This is a genomic window from Streptomyces capitiformicae (genome assembly GCF_002214185.1).
GTDB classification, from domain to species: domain Bacteria; phylum Actinomycetota; class Actinomycetes; order Streptomycetales; family Streptomycetaceae; genus Streptomyces; species Streptomyces capitiformicae.
The window spans coordinates 469,545-484,843 of record NZ_CP022161.1 but is presented as its reverse complement, the minus strand read 5'-3'; the positions used below and the strand labels follow the sequence as shown (position 1 = coordinate 484,843).

Here is a 15,299-nt window from a genome sequence, read left to right as displayed (position 1 = left end):
AGGACCACAATGGAACCGTGCCGACCAAGAAGCCGACCAAGAAGCCGACCACGACGCCGGCCCAGAAGAAGTCCCAGGTGACCGCCGCGCCCGCCCGTCGCCGTGAACTCCTCGACACCGCCGCCGAGGTCTTCGCCGAGCAGGGCTACAACGCCACCACCGTACGCAAGATCGCGGACCACGCGGGCATGCTCGCGGGCAGCCTCTACTACCACTTCGACTCCAAGGAATCGATGCTGGAGGAGATCCTGCGGACCTTCCTCGACGAGCTCTGGGACGGCTACGACACCGTCCTGGCGACCGAGTCGGGGCCGCGCGAGACGCTGGAGGCGCTGGTCACCGAGTCCTTCCGGGAGATCGACCGGCACCGGGCCGCCGTCGCGATCTACCAGAAGGAGGCGAAGCAGCTGGTCGCGCAGGAACGGTTCGCGTTCCTCGCCGAGTCGCAGCGCAGGTTCGAGATGGCGTGGCTGTCCACGCTGGAGCGCGGCGTCGCGGCACGGGTCTTCCGGGCCGACCTCGACATGCGGCTCACCTACCGGTTCGTACGCGACACCGTGTGGGTCGCCGCGTCCTGGTACCGGCCCGGAGGACAGCACAGCCCCGAGGAGATCGCCCGGCAGTACCTGTCGATGGTGCTGGACGGGATCGCCGTACGCACGTAGCTCGTTCAACTCGATCCAACTCGATCCAACTCGTTCAACTCATTGTGGAGTCAGGGGAGTTGCCATGGCCGAGGCCTACATCGTCGAAGCGGTCCGTACGCCCGTCGGGCGGCGTGGGGGAGGGCTCGGCGCGGTTCATCCGGCTGACCTCGGCGCGCATGTGCTGAAGGAGTTGGTGGCGCGCGTCGGCATCGATCCCGCCGCCGTCGAGGACGTCGTCTTCGGCTGTCTGGACGCGGTGGGGCCGCAGGCCGGTGACATCGCGCGGACCAGTTGGCTGGCCGCCGGGCTGCCGGAGGAGGTGCCCGGGACGACCGTCGACCGGCAGTGCGGCTCCTCTCAGCAGGCCGTGCACTTCGCCGCCCAGGCCGTGCTCTCCGGCACACAGGATCTGGTCGTCGCGGGTGGTGTGCAGAACATGACGATGGTCCCCATCGCCTTCGCCTCCCGTCAGGCCGCCGTGCCGCTCGGGCTCACCGAGGGGCCGTTCGCGGGGAGTGAGGGGTGGCGGGCGCGGTACGGGAAGCGGCCGGTGAACCAGTTCGTCGGGGCCGAGATGATCGCCTCCAAGTGGGGGATCAGCCGGGAGGACCAGGAGGAGTACGCGCTCCGGTCGCATCAGCGGGCGGTGCGGGCCATTGACGAGGGGCGCTTCGAGAAGGAGATCGCCGCGTATCGGGAGGTGGCCGTTGACGAGGGGCCGCGCCGGGACACCTCCCTGGAGAAGATGGCCGGGCTGAAGCCGGTGATCGACGGGGGAACCGTCACCGCCGCGTGCTCCTCCCAGGTGTCCGACGGTGCGGCCGCGCTGCTGCTCGCCTCCGAGCGGGCCGTGCGGGAGCACGGGCTCACGCCGCGTGCCCGGGTTCACCATCTGTCCGTGCGGGGCGAGGATCCCATCCGTATGCTCACCGCGCCGATACCGGCGACCGCGTACGCGCTGAAGAAGACCGGCCTCTCGCTGGACGCCATCGATCTCGTCGAGATCAACGAGGCCTTCGCGCCTGTCGTCCTGGCATGGCTGAAGGAAACGGGGGCGGATCCGGAGAAGGTCAACGTCAACGGGGGCGCCATTGCCCTGGGGCACCCACTGGGTGCGACGGGCGCCAAGCTCATGACGACTCTGCTGCACGAACTGGAGCGCACAGGGGGGCGGTTCGGGCTCCAGACGATGTGCGAGGGCGGGGGGCAGGCGAATGTGACGATCGTCGAGCGGGTCTGAGGGGCTGGCGCCTCGCGATTCAGAGCGAGCGGTACACGTCGCGGCGGTGCCGACCTTGACGACGAGAATGATCAACTGTCCGTCATCGATGTGATAGGCCACGCAAAAGTCTCCGACCCGGAGCCGGTACAAGCCGTCGTGGCCGGAGAGCTTCTTCACGTCGGCGTCGTCGCGGTACGGATCGTCACCGAGTCGTGTGAGCGCGGTCAGGATGCGCATCGCGCTGGTGCGGTCGATGACTCGCAGCTGTCGCTGAGCCGTGGCCGTGAAACGGAACGCGTATTTCACTTAGCGCCCTGCTCCCGCTCCTCGCTGAACAGGTCGGCGAGGAGCTCGGCCATGCTCACCGTCGGCTCGTCCAGGTGCTGCATGCCTCCCGGGCCAGCAGCTCGTCGGCCGCTTCCTCAAGGGCGTCGTATTCGGACCCGGCGCGGGCTTCGCGGATGTTCATGGCCTCGGTCACATGTCTGCTTGGGGCAACGCCCGCAGCACCTGATCGGCCTCCTTCATCACCCGCTCCACCAGCTCCGCGCACGACGGCAGGTCGTCGATCACTCCCGTGACCTGGCCGGCCGCCATGACTCCCAGGTCCGTGCGGCCGTCCACCATCGCGGACTTGAGGAGCATGGGGGTGTTGGCGGCGAGGAGGAGTTGGCTCCACGTGAGGTTCTTGCCGTGCCGGGTGGTGCGGGCGTCGTGGAGGAGTCGGCGCCAGGTCAGGCCGGAGAGTTCGCGGAAGGCTGCCGCGTGGCGGATCGCCTGGGAGAGGGTCCTCAGGCGGCCGGCGTTTTCCAGGGCTGTGACCAGGTCCGTGCGGAGCATGCGGTGCGGGAGGCCGTCGACCGCCCGGGTCACGGTGATGTCCTTGACGGTTGCCGCCAGGTAGCGGGCCTTCACCGGGTCCGGCACCGTCGAGTCCGAGGTGAGCAGGAAACGCGTGCCCATGGCGATGCCGGTCGCGCCGTAGGCGAGTGCCGCGACCAGGCCCCTTCCGTCGAAGAAGCCGCCTGCCGCTACGACAGGGATGTCCACGGCGTCCACGACCTGCGGGAGGAGGACCGTTGTCGCCACTTCGCCGGTGTGGCCGCCGCCCTCGCCGCCCTGCACGATCACCGCGTCCGCGCCCCAGGCCGCGACCTTCTCGGCGTGCCGTCGGGCGCCCACGGAGGGGATGACGACGATGCCCGCCTCCTTGAGCTCCGTGATCAGCTCGGGGGAGGGGGCCAGGGCGAAGGAGGCTACGCGTACGCCCTCCTCGATCATGATGCGTACGCGGTCGCGGGCGTCCGTCGCGTCGGCGCGGAGGTTGACCCCGAAGGGGGCGTCCGTACGGGACTTCACCTCTCGTACCGCCGTACGCAGCTGGTCGAGGGTCATGGTCGCGGAGGCCAGGATTCCGAGCGCGCCGGCGTTGGCCGTGGCGGAGACCAGGCGGGGGCCCGCCACCCAGCCCATGCCGGTCTGGACGAGGGGGTGGCGGACGCCTGTCAGGCGGGTGAGTGCCGTTTCCATCAGGCCTCGACCTCGCGGGTGCGGGTGTTGTGGGGGTCGAGTACTTCGCGGATCAGGTGCAGTTCGGCGGGGGTCGGGGCGCGCGTGTACGGCACTTCGTTCGGGATGGTGACGGCGAAGGCGGTCGCCTCTTTGACCTGCTCGACGGTGACTCCCGGGTGCAGGGACGCCAGCCGCATCGAGTGGTCCGCGGTGGCGAAGTCGAAGACGCCGAGGTCGGAGACGACGCGGGGGATGTGGTGGTGGCGTGCGTCGGGGGCGTGGTCGTAGCCCACTCCGCACACCATGTCGACCTTCTCGACGAAGACACGGCGGGAGTGTTTCGGGATCCAGTAACTGGTGGGGTTGTTGAGGGTGTTGACGGGGGCGCCGCGTACGCCGAGCAGTTGGCGTTTCGGTTTCGTCCAGTCGCCTATGCAGGAGATGTTCTGGTTGCCGTATCGGTCGATCTGGCTCGCGCCCATCATCACGTGGCGTCGGCCGCCGGTGACCAGGGCGAGGTGTTGGCGGTAGGGGAGCCAGCCCTCTACGGTGCCGTCCGGGGTGACCAGCAGGGCCTCGCCGTCGGTGAGGAGCAGGTCCGGGGAGAAGGTGTGGCGGGCCAGGCGGGCGCCGATGGAGGGGATCAGGCCCATCGGGCTCGCGAGGATCTCGCCCGCGTCGCGCCAGGCCTCGGCGCAGGCGATCACGCAGTACTCGGCGCGGCTCACTGCGGTCACGTCGCCTCCTTGACCGCCGACTGGTACGCCTGTTCGTCGCCGCTGAGGAAACGAGCCGCGAACTCGGGCCAGGGGGTCGTCGCGTAGGTCTTCTGGAAGGCTTCGTCGCGGGCGTAGTCGGGGGCGCAGGAGGTGAAGTGCGCGCCGCCCGGGGCTTCGATCACGCCTGTCACGACGTGGCGTTTGAGGAGGAGTGAGGGGGGTGGCGCCTCTTTCGTCAGGTCCGCCGTGTCGACGATGCGTTCGCAGGAGACGTACGCCGTGTCGGCGGCCTCGCAGAAGAGGTCGTCGAAGTACGGGTCCGGGCCCAGGTACTGGCCGTTGCCCTGGCGGTCGGCGCGGTTGACGTGGACGAGCGCCGCGTCCAGGCGGAGGGCGGGCATGGCCACGAAGGTCTCGCCGTCGGCGTAGGGGGAGGTGATGGTGCGTAGCTCCGGGTTGACCCGCATCACGTCCGAGCCGATGCCGGCCCTCACCGGCATGAAGGGGAGGCGGTTGGCGGCCGCGTGCAGGCCCCACATGAACATCGCCTCGTCGATCTCCATCAGCTCGAAGGCGCCCCGCTCGCGCGCCGCGCGGAAGTGGGGTTCCAGCGGGATCGAGTCGAGGGTGGCGAAAGCGGCGATCAGTTTTCGGATGCGCCCGGCAGCGGCGAGCATGCCCACGTCCGGGCCGCCGTACGAGACGACGGTGAGATCGGCGATCTCGGTACGGAGCAGCGCTCGCACCAGGGCCATGGGCTTGCGGCGCGAACCCCAGCCGCCGATGCCGAGGGTCATGCCGCTCTCCAGCCGCGAGACGGCCTCGTCGGCGGTCATCGTCTTGTCACTCACCCGGTTCCCCCCTCAGATCCCTTCGTCTCCGGCTTGCCGAAGGTGTCGCGGAGCTCGTCGGCCACTCCGTCGAGGTTGGCCTCGAAGGTGAAGCCCTGTTCGAAGCGGTAACTGCGGCGGACGTCGACGGGGTCGACGCCGTTGATCGCGGCCTTGGCCAACCGGATCAGCCGGGCGTCCTTGGCGGCTATCTCCCGCGCCAACTCCAGGGCTGCGGCAGGCAGTTCGGCGCGTGGTACGACCTTCCAGACCGAGCCGTGCGCCCGTAGCTCGGCCGCCGTCGCCGTACGCGAGGTGTAGTACAGCGCGCGCATCAGGTGCTGGGGGACCAGCCGGGCCAGATGCGTCGCCGCACCCAGCGCGCCCCGGTCGAGCTCCGGCAGTCCGAACGTGGCGTCGTCGCTCGCCACGATCGCGTCCGCGTTGCCCACCAGCCCGATCCCGCCGCCCAGGCAGAAACCGTGCACCGCGGCGACCACCGGCACCTCGCACTCGTACACGGCGGCGAACGCCTCCGCGCAGCCCTGGTTGGCGCCGATCAGCGCGCGCCGCCCCGCGGCCTGGATCTCCTTGATGTCCACCCCGGCGTTGAACCCGCGCCCTTCCGCCGCCAGCACCACACAGCCGACCGAAGGATCACGCCCCGCCCCGCGCACCGCGTCGGCCAGCTCGAACCAGCCGCGCACCGGCAACGCGTTCACCGGCGGGAAGTCAACCGTGACAACGGAAATCCCCTTTTCGGGGGACGAGGTGGAGACACCCATAGCAGCATCAGCTACCTTCCACCTAACGTTTGTTAGGTACGCCTCTTGGGTGGAAGGTAGCAGCGGATGCGGCTCAACGGGAAGGTCGCCGTCGTCACCGGCGGCACGCGCGGCGTCGGCGCCGGCATCGCCCGTGCCCTCGTCGAAGCGGGCGCCGAGGTCGTCGTGTGCGCCCGCCACCCGCCCGAAGTACCAGTCAAAGGCGCCGAGTTCATACCGGTGGACGTCCGGGACCCCGACACCGTCCACCGTCTGTTCGACGACCTGCCCCGGCTCGACACCCTCGTCAACAACGCGGGCGGCACCCCCTACCGGCCGCTCACCGCAGCCGACGCCCACCGCCACGCCCGCGTCATCGACCTCAATCTCACCGCCCCACTCACCGTCTCCCTCGCCGCCTACGAGCACCTCCGCCGGGCCAGGGGCGCGATCGTGATGATCGGCAGCGTCAGCGGCAGCCGCCCGTCGCCCGGCTCGGCGGCGTACGGCGCGGCCAAGGCCGGCCTGGAGCATCTGGCGCGCTCGATGGCCGTGGAATGGGCCCCGGACATACGCGTCAACACCCTCGTCCTCGGCATGGTCCGCACGGAGCTCTCCCACCTCCACTACGGCGACGCGGACGGCATCGCGGCAGTCGCCCGCACCGTCCCCCTGGGCCGCCTCGCCGAACCGTCCGACGTGGGCGAGGCAGCCGTCTTCCTCGCCTCCGACGCGGCGGCGTACATCACCGGCGCCTCGCTCCACGTCCACGGCGGCGGAGAGCGCCCGCCCTTCCTCGACGCGGCCACGGCCAACCAGCAGCAAGGAGAAACGACGTGAACGCACAACGACTCTGCGAGGGGCGCGTCGTCGTGATCACCGGCGCGGGGCGCGGGCTCGGACGCGCCCACGCCCTCGCATACGCCGCCGAAGGCGCCCGAGTCGTCGTCAACGATCTCGGCATCGGACTGGACGGCACACCGGACGGTGCCCCGGCCCCCGACAGCCCGGCCGCCCGGGTCGCCGAGGAGATCCGCGCGGCGGGAGGGGAAGCGATCGCCCACGGCGGCGACATCGCGACGACCGAGGGCGCCGCGTCCCTGATACGCGCCGCACTGGACACGTACGGCCGCCTCGACACCCTCGTCAACAACGCCGGCTTCCTGCGCGACCGGATGCTCGTCAACCTCGACGAGGACGACTGGGACGCGGTCGTCCGGGTCCACCTGAGGGGCCACTTCCTGCCGCTGAAGCACGCCGCCGCGCACTGGCGGGCCGAGACCAAGGCAGGACGGACGCCGGTGGCACGAGTCGTCAACACCAGCAGTGGCGCGGGCCTGCTGGGCTCCGTCGGGCAGGGCAACTACAGCGCCGCCAAGGCCGGCATCGTGGCCCTGACCCTGGTCGCCGCCGCCGAACTCCAGCGCTACGGCATCCAGGTCAACGCCATCGCCCCCGCCGCGCGGACGAGGATGACGGAGAGCACCTTCGCCGAGACGATGGCCGCCCCCGACACCGGTTTCGACGCCATGGCCCCCGAGAACGTCTCCCCCCTGGTCGTCTGGCTGGGCTCAGCCGCGGGCACAGGCGTCACCGGCCGAGTCTTCGAAACGGAGGCCGGCCGCATCACCGTCATGGAGGGCTGGCGCCCAGGCCCCACCACGAACAAGGGCGCCCGCTGGACCCCAACAGAAGCAGGCGAGGCAGCACGGAAACTCCTCGCGGAGGCGCAGCCACCGGGCCAGGTGTACGGGTCGAGCTGAGCAACCACTTTCCCCGGCCTTGTAACCGAGGGGCACCCAAGGGGCGCGGGGCTGTGTCGATTTGCGGCTCCGCCGCGTGGGCGCGACAAGCCGCCACGAACCCGCACACGCCAACATCCCGCCCCCCCACCCCCTCCCGCGCCCCCAAAAACCTACGTGTCACACTCCAAAACCGTCCGACACAACCCACACCGAGCCCGAACCCGCCCCCGAACCGGCACCCTGATCCTCTGATGACAGGTAGGGCAGGGAAACGACACCCTCAACGGCCCCCCGTCCGGCGTGAACGCATACGACACCCCCACACCGAGCCTGCCCCCCGGCCCAGCCGACCGCAGCTCCATCGCATGGCGCCGATCCCGGGCATACCGCCGCCGCCCCACCCACCCCGCCCCGGTCAACGGCGGCTGCTGCTCGTCCCGCCGAGCCCGCTCCCGGCCCTCCGCGTACGCGGAATACGCCTGCGGACTCGTGAACCACACCGACGGATCCTCCCCGAACACCTGAGCCCGCTTCGCCAGCACATATCCGAACTCCTCCGGCGTCAGATACCCGAGCTTCTGCGACGACGCGGCGTCCTCCCGAAACGCGTCGAGCAGCAGCCAGCCCGCCCCCAGGTACGTCGCCGCCGTGTCCGTGAGGATCTCGTTCTCCCGGGTGCCGGAGAACGACAGCCCGAGGCGGTGCAGATAGACGTGCATCACCTCATGGGCGAGGGCCGCGCCGATGTCCCGGCGATGGGTGCGGAAGCGGTCGTTGAGCTCGATGAAGTACTCGGGGCCCGCGGCCAGTTCGACGCTCGCCGCATGCGTCATCTCACGGAAGCCGATGATCATCCGGGCCTCCGGCAGCCGATAGTGCCGGACCAGCTCGCGCGCCACCCGCTGGGCACCGAGATGAAGATCGTCGGTGTCGCAGAACGCCACGTCGACGGGGGCCACACTGGTGTCGAAGATCTGGATCGTGTCGTACGAGAGCCGCTTGTACAGCGCGGTGATCGACTCCCGCACGAGGTCCAGGTGCGGGTAGCCGTGCTCGACCGGTCCGCCGTTCGCCACGTCCGCACCCCCAGAGACGTCTCGATACGTTCCACTCTAAGCCGGTACGGACGCTCCACGCCGGTACGGACGGCAAGCTCGCCGCCCGTCGTGAGGGCAGCCGAGCCATACGCCTCGCGCCCCGACCACGGCCGCCCCGTAGGGTGACGACCATGACCATCAGCAACACCAACGAGGCGAACAACGGGACGCCGGCCAAAGAGGTCGACGCGGACGTGCGCGAGGAGCTCACACGCCTGCGGGACAGCATCGACAACATCGACGCCGCCGTCGTCCACATGCTCGCCGAGCGCTTCAAGTGCACCCAGCGGGTCGGCCACCTCAAGGCCGCGCATCAGCTGCCCGCCGCCGACCCGGCCCGCGAGGCGCAGCAGATCAACCGACTGCGCGGGCTCGCCGAAAGTGCCAAGCTGGACCCGGCGTTCGCCGAGAAACTGCTGAACTTCATCATCGCCGAGGTCATCCGGCACCACGAGCGCATCGCGGACAACACACTGAACGGCGGCACCACAGGCACGACAGGCACCACAGGAACGACAGGCACCACAGGCGCCACAGACAAGTAGGCCACAGGGGGCCGGCACAGGGGAGTGACATCGCGCCCTCCAACGGGCATCCTGCGTGAGCACTCTTCGCCAGACGATGACCACACGCAGTGAGCAGGCCAGGCCATGCCGTCGGAAACCAAGATCCTCATCGTCGACGACCATGAGGACACCCTGTACGCCCTGGAGAGCGCCCTGGCCCCCCTGGGCTACCGGCTGACCCGCGCCACCAGCGGCGACGCGGCACTCAAGGAAGTCCTGCGCGGCCACGTCGGCCTGCTCCTCCTCGACGTACGCATGCCCGGCGTCAGCGGACTCGACGTCGTCCGCTACATGCGCAAGGTCGAACAGACCCAGCACATCCCCGTCATCCTCCTCACCGGCTTCGGCCCCGACGCCGAACTCACCTCCACCGCCTTCCGCCTCGGCGTCGCCGACCTCGTCATCAAACCCATCGACCCCTGGGCCCTGCGCACCAAGGTCCGCTACCTGTACGACGCCCACGCCCGCTCCCGCGCCCTCGAAAGCGAGCTCCGCACCCTGCGCGCCCGCCTCAAGCACCACGAGACCGACGAGACGGGCAAGGGCGGCGCTGACCACCGGGAACACCGGATGCCGGGCGCACGCGACCGGACATAGGTGGCGTACGGTCGCGTACCCGGCCCGCCCCTGTCCCACGCCCAGGGCATCAGGCAGCATGTCCCCCATGTCCGTACTGACGCGCGACGAAGCGCAGACCCGTGCCAAGCTCCTCGACGTCCACCGCTACGAGATCACCCTCGACCTCACGCGCGGCGACGAGACCTTCGACTCCCGTACCGTCATCCACTTCACCGTACGGGGGAAGAAAAAGGCCACGGACACCTTCGTCGAGCTCAAGCCCGCCGAACTGCGCTCCGCCACCCTCGACGGAGAGCCCCTCGACCCGGGAACCCTCGACGGCAACCGGCTGCCGCTCAAGGGCCTCACCGCGGGCAAGCACGAACTGCGCGTCGACACCGCCATGCGCTACTCCCGCACCGGCGAGGGCATGCACCGCTTCACCGACCCCGCCGACGGCGAGACATACGTCTACTCCAACCTGTTCCTCGACGACGTCCAACGCGTCTTCGCCGCCTTCGACCAGCCCGACCTCAAGGCCGTCTTCGACCTCACCGCCACCGTCCCCGAAGGCTGGACCGTCCTCGCCAACGGCATCACCGAGCAGCAGCACGACGGCAGTTGGCGCGCCGCCACCACCCCGCCGATCTCCACCTACCTCGTCGCCGTCGCCGCCGGCCCCTGGCACTCCGTACGCACCGAACACCGCGGCCTGCCCTTCGGCATCCACTGCCGCCGCTCCCTGGCCCCCTACCTGGACACCGACGCCGACGAGATCCTCGACGTCACCCGCGCCTGCTTCGACCGCTACCACGAGAAATTCGAGGAGCCGTACCCCTTCGACTCCTACGACCAGGCCTTCGTCCCCGAGTTCAACGCCGGCGCCATGGAGAACCCCGGACTCGTCACCTTCCGCGACGAGTTCGTCTACCGCTCCGCCGTCACCGACACCGAACGCCAGACCCGCGCCATGGTCATCGCCCACGAGATGGCCCACATGTGGTTCGGCGACCTCGTCACCCTGCGCTGGTGGGACGACATCTGGCTCAACGAGTCCTTCGCCGAGTACATGGGCTACCAGACCCTCACCGAAGCCACTCGCTTCACGGACACCTGGGTCGACTTCGGCATCGCCCGCAAGGCCTGGGGATACGACGCCGACCAGCGCCCCTCCACCCACCCCGTCGCCCCCGAAGCCGTCGACGACACCGCCGCCGCCCTCCTCAACTTCGACGGCATCTCCTACGCCAAGGGCGCCTCCGCCCTACGACAACTCGTCGCCTGGCTCGGCGAGAAGGACTTCCTCGCCGGCATCAACGCCCACTTCACCCGCCACCGCTTCGGCAACGCCACCCTCGCCGACTTCATCGACAACCTCGCCGGCGCCACCGAACGCGACGTCCACGCCTGGGCCGACGCCTGGCTGCGCACCACCGGCGTCGACACCTTCACCCCCAAGGTCACCCGCGGCGCCGACAGCACCTACACCCTCACCATCGACCACGCCGGCAGCCGCCCCCACCACATCACCGTCGGCCTCTACGACCAGGACCTCGGCGACGAACAGGGCCACCTCACCCTCCGCGACCAGATCGAACTCGACCTCCCCCAGACCGCCGAGCAGCCCATCGGCAAACGCCCCGCACTGCTCCTCCTCAACGACGGCGACCTCACCTACGCCAAGATCCGCTTCGACCCCGACTCCTTCGCCACCATCACCGGCAGCCTCTCCGGACTCCCCGACCCACTCACCCGCGCCGTCGTCTGGAACGCCCTGCGCGACGCCGTACGCGACGCCGAACTCCCGCCCACCGCCTACCTGGAAGCCGCCCGCACCCATCTCCCGCGCGAAACCGACCTCGCCATCGTCCAAGGCGTCCTCGCCTTCGCCACCACCCAGGTCGCCGACCGCTTCCTCACCCCCGACCAGCGCCCCGCCGGCCTCACCACCCTCACCGCCCTGTGCCGCGACCTCATCCGCCGCACCGAGGACGGCGACAACCCCGGCCTGCGCCTGACCGCCGTACGCCACCGCATCGACACCGCCGCCCACCCCGACACCATCGCCGCCTGGCTCGCCGACGGCACGGTTCCGGGCGGCCCCGAACTCGACCCCGAACTGCGCTGGCGCCTCCTCGGCCGGCTCGCCGTCCTCGGCGCGGTCGACGACGCCGCCATCGCCGAGGAACTGGAACGGGACCCCAGCGCCACCGGCCAGGAGGGCGCCGCCCGCTGCCGGGCCGCAATGCCCGATCCGGAGGCCAAGCGCGCCGCCTGGGAGGCCATGTTCGCCTCCGACGACCTCTCCAACTACCTCTTCACGGCCACGGCCCAGGGCTTCTGGCAGCCGGAACAGGCGGACATCCTCCAGGAGTACGTGTCGCGCTACTGGACCGACGCGGTATCGCTCGCCGCCAGGCGAGGGCCGGCTATTGCGGATGCCGCCGGGCGGTGGGCGTTCCCGGTGTACGCGGTGGACTCGGAGACGCTTGCTCTGGGGGAGCGGTGTCTTGGTGAGGCCGAGCTGATTCCGGCTCTTCGGCGGAAGCTGGTGGATCAGCTGGATGACTTGGGGAGGGCGTTGCGGGTGCGGGAGGCGTAGGGATTTGCCGGGGCGCGCCGTTGGGGGCGGGGGCGTCTGCGGGCTGACGGCTGAGTGTGGCTGATCGCGCCCACGCGGTGGAGCCGCACACTGACACAGCCCCGCGCCCCTTTGCGGCGCGCCCCTGCTGAGGGCGCGCTCTCGTACCCTCTTTTGGAGGTAATCAACGGCTTTTTCGGCCTCAGCACCCGATTGGCGTACAAGATGGGACTCCCCGTGCTCGGAGGAACCCCATGCCCATCCCGCCCCTCGCCTCAGGCCCCCAAGGACCCGGCGCACTCCGGCCGTTGCTCGACACGGTGCTCGACGCGTTGCGCGAGGGAGCGGACGTGCGGGGCGGGCCCCTTCCCGCCGGGGGCCCGCAGGCGGTCGCCGCGATGGTGCGGGACGCACTCGGTGAGGTGCTGCCCGTCGAAGGTGAACCGGACGCCCTCCACCGGCTCGTCCGCGCCCTCACGGCCGGCACCGCCGACCCCGCCGACCCCCTCTGTGCGGCCCACCTCCACACCCCGCCCCTGGCCGTCGCCACCGCCGCCGACCTCGCCGCGTCCGCGCTGAACCCGTCGCTCGATTCCTGGGACCAGGCCCCGGCCGCCTCCGCGCTCGAAGCCCTGGTGACGCGGGCCCTGGCCGCGGAAGTGCACGCCGTCGACGCCCTGGTCACCACCGGCGGCACCGAGTCCAACCAGCTCGCGCTCCTCCTCGCCCGAGAGGCACAACGACAGGCACAAGGCCACGGAGCGATACGGCTGGTCTGCGGGGAGAACGCCCATCACTCCCTCCCGCGCGCCGCCTGGCTGCTCGGGCTGCCCGAGCCCGTCACGATCCCCACCCCGGCGGGCACCCTCGACCCCGCCGCCCTGGACGACGCGCTCACCCAGCTGCAGGGGCCCCTCCTGGTCGCCGCCACCGCCGGCACGACCGACGCCGGTCTCATCGACCCCCTCCCCGAGATCGCCGAACTCTGCGAGGCCCATGGCGCCCGCCTCCACATCGACGCCGCATACGGCGGAGGCCTCCTCTTCAGCGACCGCCGGCGTGCCCAGCTCGACGGCCTGACCCGCGCCCACACCATCACCCTCGACCTGCACAAACTCGGCTGGCAGCCCGTCGCCGCAGGCCTCCTCGCCGTACGCGACCAAGCGGACCTCGCCGCGCTGCGGCACCAGGCCGACTACCTCAACGCGGACGACGACACCGAGGCCGGCCTGCCCGACCTCCTCGGCCGCTCAGCGCGCACGACCCGCCGCCCCGACATCCTCAAGATCGCCGTCACCCTGAAAACCCTGGGCCGTACGGGACTCGGCGCGCTCGTCGACCAAGTCTGTGACCTCGCCCAGGAATTCGCCGCCCTCATCGAGACACACCCCGGCTTCGAGCTCTATGACCGGCCCACCATCAGCACGGTCCTCTTCCGGCCGGCCGGCGCCTCCGACGACACCGTGGCCGCCGTACGCCGACAACTCCTCCACGACGGCCGGGCCGTCATAGGCCGCGCCGCACTCGACGGCTGCCGCTGGCTCAAGGCCACCCTCCTCAACCCCCACACCCGACCCGGCGACCTCACCGCCCTGCTGAAACTCGTAGAACTCGCGCAGCACCCGCACCCGTAGGCAGCACTCGCAGAAAGAAACACCCCATGAGCACGCCCCCGGGCCAGGAGCCCGAAGCGCCCCGCGACCTGGTCGGCATCGGCATCGGGCCGGCCAACCTCTCCCTCGCCGCCCTCGCCCACTCACTCGCCGAACTCGACACCGTCTTCTACGAGCAACGCCCCGGCTTCGACTGGCACCCGGGCCTCCTCATCGAGGGCGCCACGGTCCAGGTGCCGTTCCTGGCCGACCTGGTGACACTCGCCGACCCGGTCAGCCCCTGGTCGTTCCTCAACTACCTCCGCACCCGCGACCGGCTCTTCCCGTTCTACTTCGCCGAGCGCTTCCACATCCAGCGCACCGAGTACGACGCCTACTGCCGCTGGGTCAGCCAGAGCCTGCCCGGGCTGTGCTTCGGCCACCGAGTCGACTCCGTGCGCTGGAACCCCGAACGCGACCTGTTCGAGGTCAACTTCACCCGACCCGACACCGAGGGAAAGGACGAGATGCCCGGTCGAACGTACGCACGGAACGTCGTCCTCGGCGTCGGCACCGAACCGTACGTGCCCGAACCCCTCAAGCCCCTCGCCGAAGCACCCGGCGTGCCCGTCATCCACGCCGCCGACTACCTCCGCGAGCGCGACCGACTCCTCGCCGCCGGGCACGTCACCGTCATCGGCGCCGGACAGTCCGGCGCCGAGGTCTTCCTCGACCTGCTGCGCCACCGGCCCACCGGACGCGAGCAGCTGCACTGGCTGGGCCGTACGGAGGCGTTCGCGCCCATGGAGTACTCCAAGCTGGGCCTGGAGCACTTCACACCGGACTACACCCACTACTTCCACGCCCTCACCGAATCCACCCGGGACCGGCTCGTCACCGCACAGTGGCAGCTCCACAAGGGAATCAGCGCCCCCACCATCGCCGCCATCCACGACGAGCTCTACCGCCGCACCCAGGGCGGCGACTGGCCCGACGCCGTCCTCACCCCCGGCGTCCTCGTCCGCACGGCGGGCCGCCTCGCCACCACCAAGGTCGAACTCCACCTCGAACACCTCCAGCAGGGCACCCGCTCCCGCCTCACCACCGACGCCGTCGTCCTCGCCACCGGCTACCGCGAACGCCCCCTCGACCACGTCCTCGCCGGACTCGACCCCTACGTTCGCCGCGACAGCCGCGAGCGCCCCCGCCTCGACGAACGGTTCCGCATGGTCCTCGACCCCTCGGTCACCGCCTCCGGCTGCCACGTCTACGTCCAGAACGCCGACCTCCACACCCACGGCGTCGGCACCCCCGACCTCGGCCTCACCGCCTGGCGCAGCGCCACCATCCTCAACACCCTCACCGGCAAGGAGCCCTACCCCCTCCCCAGCCGCACCGCCTTCACCACCTTCGGCCTCCCACCACGGCCCACTCACGCAAGGTAACCGACGAGCAAAGAAGCGCGG

Annotated in this window: 14 protein-coding genes and 1 pseudogene; 9 read left to right on the top strand and 6 right to left on the bottom strand. The window is 70.4% G+C overall.

Translation table 11 applies throughout. The features are described from left to right. Window positions 1-17 precede the first annotated feature (17 nt). On the top strand, window positions 18-665 hold the full coding sequence (locus CES90_RS02080; protein WP_373313291.1) for a TetR/AcrR family transcriptional regulator: 648 nt from the start codon (window positions 18-20) through the stop codon (window positions 663-665). A gap of 64 nt (window positions 666-729) precedes the next feature. Continuing rightward, window positions 730-1,887 (top strand): acetyl-CoA C-acetyltransferase, encoded by a 1,158-nt coding sequence (locus CES90_RS02075; RefSeq protein WP_189781770.1) that lies wholly within the window; start codon window positions 730-732, stop codon window positions 1,885-1,887. A gap of 19 nt (window positions 1,888-1,906) precedes the next feature. Here the strand turns inward: CES90_RS02075 and CES90_RS02070 are convergent. The 5 genes and pseudogenes from CES90_RS02070 to CES90_RS02050 all read right to left on the bottom strand — a co-directional run bounded on the left by CES90_RS02070 (window position 1,907) and on the right by CES90_RS02050 (window position 5,715). Next, a pseudogene (locus CES90_RS02070) lies at window positions 1,907-2,175 on the bottom strand (type II toxin-antitoxin system RelE family toxin). A 171-nt stretch (window positions 2,176-2,346) separates the two neighbouring features. Beyond that, window positions 2,347-3,399 carry an NAD(P)H-dependent flavin oxidoreductase gene (locus CES90_RS02065; protein WP_189781771.1) on the bottom strand — a complete coding sequence of 351 codons (1,053 nt, stop codon included), beginning with the start codon at window positions 3,397-3,399 and terminating at the stop codon, window positions 2,347-2,349. Further along, a complete protein-coding gene (locus tag CES90_RS02060; protein WP_189781772.1) occupies window positions 3,399-4,118 on the bottom strand; it encodes a CoA-transferase subunit beta in 720 nt (239 codons plus the stop codon). The genes CES90_RS02065 and CES90_RS02060 overlap by 1 nt, the downstream gene beginning before the upstream one ends. Next, the gene (locus CES90_RS02055; protein ID WP_189781773.1) at window positions 4,115-4,951 is read right to left on the bottom strand and encodes a CoA transferase subunit A; all 837 of its coding nucleotides are present in this window, start codon (window positions 4,949-4,951) and stop codon (window positions 4,115-4,117) included. Before CES90_RS02055 ends, CES90_RS02060 begins: the two co-directional genes overlap by 4 nt. Beyond that, entirely contained in the window at window positions 4,948-5,715 is a 768-nt protein-coding gene (locus tag CES90_RS02050; protein ID WP_189781774.1) for an enoyl-CoA hydratase family protein, read from the bottom strand. The genes CES90_RS02055 and CES90_RS02050 overlap by 4 nt, the downstream gene beginning before the upstream one ends. 66 nt (window positions 5,716-5,781) lie before the next feature. Between CES90_RS02050 and CES90_RS02045 the strand changes: the two genes are divergently transcribed. Both CES90_RS02045 and CES90_RS02040 read left to right on the top strand, forming a co-directional pair. Further along, window positions 5,782-6,534: an SDR family oxidoreductase gene (locus tag CES90_RS02045; protein WP_189781775.1), complete on the top strand. Its 753-nt coding sequence runs from the start codon at window positions 5,782-5,784 to the stop codon at window positions 6,532-6,534. After that, window positions 6,531-7,457, top strand: coding sequence for an SDR family oxidoreductase (locus CES90_RS02040; RefSeq protein WP_189781776.1), 927 nt, complete (start codon window positions 6,531-6,533; stop codon window positions 7,455-7,457). Before CES90_RS02045 ends, CES90_RS02040 begins: the two co-directional genes overlap by 4 nt. 152 nt (window positions 7,458-7,609) lie before the next feature. Here the strand turns inward: CES90_RS02040 and CES90_RS02035 are convergent, their stop codons facing one another. Next, on the bottom strand, window positions 7,610-8,515 hold the full coding sequence (locus tag CES90_RS02035; RefSeq protein WP_189781777.1) for a hypothetical protein: 906 nt from the start codon (window positions 8,513-8,515) through the stop codon (window positions 7,610-7,612). Between the two features lie 152 nt (window positions 8,516-8,667). Here CES90_RS02035 and CES90_RS02030 point away from each other — a divergent pair, with 152 nt between their 5' ends. From CES90_RS02030 to CES90_RS02010, 5 genes are all read left to right on the top strand, one after another. Continuing rightward, entirely contained in the window at window positions 8,668-9,081 is a 414-nt protein-coding gene (locus CES90_RS02030) for a chorismate mutase (protein ID WP_189781778.1), read from the top strand. Between the two features lie 105 nt (window positions 9,082-9,186). After that, on the top strand, window positions 9,187-9,699 hold the full coding sequence (locus CES90_RS02025; RefSeq protein WP_189781779.1) for a response regulator: 513 nt from the start codon (window positions 9,187-9,189) through the stop codon (window positions 9,697-9,699). Window positions 9,700-9,757: 58 nt separating this feature from the next. Continuing rightward, entirely contained in the window at window positions 9,758-12,262 is a 2,505-nt protein-coding gene (pepN, locus tag CES90_RS02020; protein WP_189781780.1) for an aminopeptidase N, read from the top strand. A 233-nt stretch (window positions 12,263-12,495) separates the two neighbouring features. Further along, a complete protein-coding gene (locus tag CES90_RS02015) occupies window positions 12,496-13,875 on the top strand; it encodes a pyridoxal phosphate-dependent decarboxylase family protein (protein ID WP_189781781.1) in 1,380 nt (459 codons plus the stop codon). A 26-nt stretch (window positions 13,876-13,901) separates the two neighbouring features. Continuing rightward, window positions 13,902-15,278: a lysine N(6)-hydroxylase/L-ornithine N(5)-oxygenase family protein gene (locus tag CES90_RS02010; protein ID WP_189781782.1), complete on the top strand. Its 1,377-nt coding sequence runs from the start codon at window positions 13,902-13,904 to the stop codon at window positions 15,276-15,278. Window positions 15,279-15,299: the final 21 nt, after the last annotated feature.